Annotated in this window: 6 protein-coding genes; 4 read left to right on the top strand and 2 right to left on the bottom strand. The window is 64.9% G+C overall.

The window, feature by feature from the left end; genetic code table 11:
• On the bottom strand, window positions 1-828 hold an 828-nt coding region (locus EN991_RS27395), incomplete at its 3' end, for a LysR family transcriptional regulator (protein ID WP_164769399.1).
• A 103-nt stretch (window positions 829-931) separates the two neighbouring features.
• Here EN991_RS27395 and EN991_RS27390 point away from each other — a divergent pair.
• Complete coding sequence (locus tag EN991_RS27390; RefSeq protein ID WP_024501705.1) at window positions 932-1,669, top strand: SDR family oxidoreductase; 738 nt, start codon at window positions 932-934, stop codon at window positions 1,667-1,669.
• A 69-nt stretch (window positions 1,670-1,738) separates the two neighbouring features.
• Complete coding sequence (locus EN991_RS27385) at window positions 1,739-1,951, top strand: 4-oxalocrotonate tautomerase family protein (RefSeq protein WP_127369925.1); 213 nt, start codon at window positions 1,739-1,741, stop codon at window positions 1,949-1,951.
• Between the two features lie 52 nt (window positions 1,952-2,003).
• On the opposite strand, the gene EN991_RS27380 is transcribed toward EN991_RS27385, so the two are convergent.
• Window positions 2,004-2,915, bottom strand: a complete 912-nt coding sequence (locus tag EN991_RS27380; protein ID WP_127369924.1) for a transcriptional regulator GcvA — start codon at window positions 2,913-2,915, stop codon at window positions 2,004-2,006.
• Between the two features lie 217 nt (window positions 2,916-3,132).
• Between EN991_RS27380 and EN991_RS27375 the strand changes: the two genes are divergently transcribed.
• Entirely contained in the window at window positions 3,133-3,315 is a 183-nt protein-coding gene (locus EN991_RS27375; RefSeq protein WP_013530655.1) for a DUF1127 domain-containing protein, read from the top strand.
• The coding region (locus tag EN991_RS27370) for an NmrA family NAD(P)-binding protein (protein WP_127369923.1) at window positions 3,312-3,727 on the top strand (416 nt) is incomplete at its 3' end. The genes EN991_RS27375 and EN991_RS27370, both read left to right, overlap by 4 nt.

Here is a 3,727-nt window from a genome sequence, read left to right as displayed (position 1 = left end):
CTGTCTGTTCTGCGGGTAGAGCGCCGACAGCGGCGTCGGCGATGGCGGATAATCGGCCAGCACTTCGACCAGCGTCCCTTCGGCCAGGTCTTTGTCGAAGCGATAGCGCGGCGCCTGGATGAGGCCGAGGCCAAGCCGCGCCAGGTCGGCGGCGGTATCGGAATTGTTGGCGGCGACGCGGCCGGGCAGCCGCACCTCACGGATATTGCCGGCGACAGTGAATTCGAACGGAAGGGTCTCTCCGGTGCGCGACGAGACAAAGCCCACCGCCTGGTGACCATCGAGCGCATCGGGGGAGGCGGGCGTGCCGTGGCGCTCGAGATAGGCGGGGCTGGCGCAGGTGATCTCGCGGATCATCGCGAGCCGCCGCATGATCATGCCGCTGTCGGGCGGCTCGCCGACGCGGATCACGCAGTCCACGCCTTCACGCACGAGATCGACCAGCCGGTCGCTCTGGCCGATCTGCAGGTCGATGCGGGGATAGCGGTCGAGAAACGCCGGCAGGCGCGGCAACAGGAATGTGCGGGTGAGCAGCGTGCTGGCGTCGATGCGCAGCAGGCCGAAAGGCTCGGCGTTGCGGAAGGCGGCCTCGGCATCCTCGATCTCGGCCAGGATCGACAGGCAGCGCCGATAGTAGGCTTCACCATCCTGGGTGGCGTTCACCTGCCGCGTCGTTCGTTCCAGCAGCCGCGCGCCGAGTTGCTCCTCCAGCCGCCGGATGGCTTCCGTCGCGGTTGAGCGCGGCAGGCCGAGATCGGCCGCGGCAGCGGTGAAGCTGCGCCGCTCCAGAACGCGAACAAAGAGCCGCATCGTGTCCAGCCGATCCATGCTCTTTGTTCGCAGTTCCCGAATAGTGATGTCAATGGGTGGATGATTATCCGGAATTCGGCTTGGCCTATATCCGTGTCACCAACAACGCGGAGAGACTTCGATGACAAATCAAACCAGAACCGCGATCGTGACCGGCGCCTCCAAAGGCATCGGCGCCGCCATCGCACAGCGGCTCGCCCGTGACGGCGTCGCCGTTGTCGTCAACTATGCACGGGGCCGCGCGGAGGCCGAAGAACTGGTCCGCGCGATCGAGACCGGCGGCGGCAGGGCGATCGCCGTGCAGGCCGATATCGCCAATCCGAACGGCATCGCCGTGCTGTTCGACGCCGGCGAGAAGGCGTTCGGCGGCATCGACATCCTCGTCAACAATGCCGGCATCATGAAGATTTCGCCGATCGCGCAGACCGACGATGCTTCGTTCGACACCCAGATCGCGATCAATCTCGGCGGCGTGTTTCGCGGCATGCGGGAAGGTGCGCGCCGGCTTCGCGACGGCGGCCGCATGATCAATTTTTCCAGCAGCGTCGTCGGTCTTTATCAGTCGGGCTACGGCGTTTACGCCGCCACAAAGGCGGGTGTCGAGGCGATGACCCACATCCTGGCCAAGGAGCTTGGCGCGCGCCGTGTCACCGTCAACGCGGTGGCGCCCGGACCGATCGAGACCGCGCTGTTCACGGACGGCAAGAGCGAGGCGCAGATCGAGGCCATCGGCAAGATGATCCCGCTCGGCCGGCTCGGCCAGCCCGACGACATTGCCGGGCTGGTCTCGTTCCTGGCCGGTCCGGACAGCTTCTGGGTCAACGGGCAAATCATCCGCGCCAATGGCGGCGTGGTCTGAGGCGGCAACCAGGCCGGCTTGGCTCTCCTGACTGCCTGACTTCCACACTCGAAAAGCTAAGGAAACATCATGCCATTCGCCAACATCAAGCTACCGCAAGCGGCCCTCTCCAAAGCGCAGAAGGAAGACCTCATCCATCGGACGACCGCGATGTTCGTGGACTTTTTCGGTGAGGGCGTGCGCCCCTACACGATGGTGCTGGTCGATGAGGTCGCCGACGGAGGCTATGGCCGGGCCGACGAAGTGTTCGTCGTGCCGGAAGTTTTTCGCGCGAAGGAGTAGTGCAGGGCTAGACCTCGAAGAGGTGCCTTTCACAAATTGAACCCTTGCCGCATCAGCCATCCTTCGTCGCACCGACCCAGTCGGCGGCCACTTCGGCAAACAGCCAGTCGCGGAACGCCTTGATCTTTTTCTGGCGCAGCGCGCCGTCACGGTAGACGACGTAGTAGCGCGAGGCGGATTTCAGCGCGAGATCGAAGGGACGAACCAGCCGCCCCGCAGCGAGGTCGTCCGAGACCAGCGCGCTTCGGCCGAGCAACACGCCTTCGCCATGCACCGCGGCTTCGACGGCGAAGGTGGCGGAATCGAAGCGCACGCCGCGCTTGGGATCGATGCCGTCCACGCCGGCCTGTTGCAGCCATGTTGCCCAGTCGATGCGAAAGGCGTCGTGGATCAGCTTGTGATGCCGGAGATCCCCGGGCTGGCGCAGCGGATGTTCGCCTTGCAGCAGTTCCGGGCTGCAGACCGGGAAGACCTCTTCGTCGGCGAGAAATTCCGCGGTCACGCCGGCATAGCCGCCCTTGCCGTAGCGGATGGCGATATCGATGCCGTCGCTGACGAAATCGGAAAGTACGCCCGAGGTCGACAGCCGCACGTCGATGTCGGCGTTGGCGCGGTGGAAGCGATGCAGCCTCGGCACCAGCCAGCGGCCGGCAAAACCGTCCGATGTGCTGACATTCAGGATGCCTGCCGTGCGGTCGGGCGTGGCGGCGATGGTGGCGGCGGCGATCTGGTCCAGCGCCGTCCTGACTTCCGATGCGTAGGCCGCGCCGACCGACGTCAGGCGCACGGACCTCGTTCCCCGATCGAAAAGCTGGATGCCGAGCCTGTCCTCGATGTTGCGGATGGCGCGGCTGACCGCGCCATGGGTGACGTTGAGCTCACCCGCAGCCTTGGAGAAGCTCAGATGCCTGGCGGCAGCCTCGAAGGCGGGCAGGGCAGTGAGGGGCGGTAGTCTGCGCGGCATGGTCCACCTGTGAGTGTTGCTCACAAATCCTGCACAAAGAGTCGTTTGTCGTCCAGCCCGGAAATGTCCAATCTATAGGGGTAGCAGCAGATATTGATCGGCTTTCCCATCTCGCCGCTGCGCTGAACGACCAGAAACGGTGTGAGCAATCGTCATGCTTGTCCCCTTGCGGACGGCGTCGGCACGCTTGCGCCTACTGAACCACAGGAGACGAACCATGAAACCGATTCTCGAATCCATCAGCGCCGCGACGAGCGGTCTTGCACTCAGAGCCTCTGCAGTCGTCGAGCGCCGCCGCATGCTGCGCCAAGTTTCACGCTTCTCGAACCATCGCTTGCACGACATCGGATTCGAGCGCGACTGGGACGGCTCCATCCTGCGCAATGGGAGGTCGATATGACCAGCACCCTGATCATCGGCGCGACGGGGCTGCTGGGCAGCGAGATGGCGAAGGCCAGCGCCCGCAATGGCGATCGCCTGCACGTTCTGGTTCGTCCGGCAACAGCCGGCGATGAAGAGCGGCTGCATTCGCTGAAGGAACTCGGCGCCAAAATCCACGTCGGCGATCTCGACGACTATGACAGCCTTGTCCGCGCCGCCAGTGCGGTGGACCGCGTCATCAGCTCGGTGCATGTGCATTCGGCCAGCGAGATGACGCTGGTGCGGGCGCTGAGCGATGCCGGCGTTCCCCGCTATGTCCCTTCCGCCGGCTTCGGCCTCGACTTCGCCGCCGCCGCACCGGGCTCGATCCCGCCACTCGACCTCAAGCGAGCAGTGTTCGACGCGATCAAGGAGGCCGATCTGCCCTATAC

The organism is Mesorhizobium sp. M7A.F.Ca.US.005.03.2.1, assembly GCF_003997795.1.
GTDB classification, from domain to species: domain Bacteria; phylum Pseudomonadota; class Alphaproteobacteria; order Rhizobiales; family Rhizobiaceae; genus Mesorhizobium; species Mesorhizobium ciceri.
The sequence above is the reverse complement of the archived record's forward strand: the minus strand, read 5'-3'. Positions and strand labels throughout refer to the sequence as shown.